General features: G+C 55.7%; 1 protein-coding gene. It reads left to right on the top strand.

Going from position 1 to position 375, the window contains the following annotated elements; translation table 11 throughout:
• A partial coding sequence (locus ACXAGR_RS23800) for an Ig-like domain-containing protein (RefSeq protein WP_474852928.1) occupies nucleotides 1–375 on the top strand: 375 nt, incomplete at both ends.

The raw sequence follows: 375 nt of genomic DNA, 5'->3' as shown, positions 1-375 counted from the left end.
TGAAGTTGATACCACTGCACCAACAGTCACTTTAGACGCCCAGGGTACAGGAAACGACACCACCCCGACTATTTCCGGCACCACCGATCTGCCAGCAGGTGAATCTGTAACGTTAACCGTGACAGATGCGAATGGTGATGCACAGACTGTTACCGCAACCGTGCAGCCAGACGGCACCTTCAGTGCCGATGTGCCTGCAGAACTGGCTGAAGGTAGCTACACGGTTGAAGCGACGGCCACTGATGAGGCGGGCAATTCAACGACTGCAACAGCAACTGGCGGTGAAGTTGATACCACTGCCCCGACAGTCACACTGGATGCGCAGGGTACCGGTAACGACACCACACCAACTATTTCAGGCACCACGGATCTGCC

The sequence above is a fragment of the Alteromonas sp. ABH4_457 genome, from assembly GCF_056160625.1.
The sequence above is the reverse complement of the archived record's forward strand: the minus strand, read 5'-3'. Positions and strand labels throughout refer to the sequence as shown.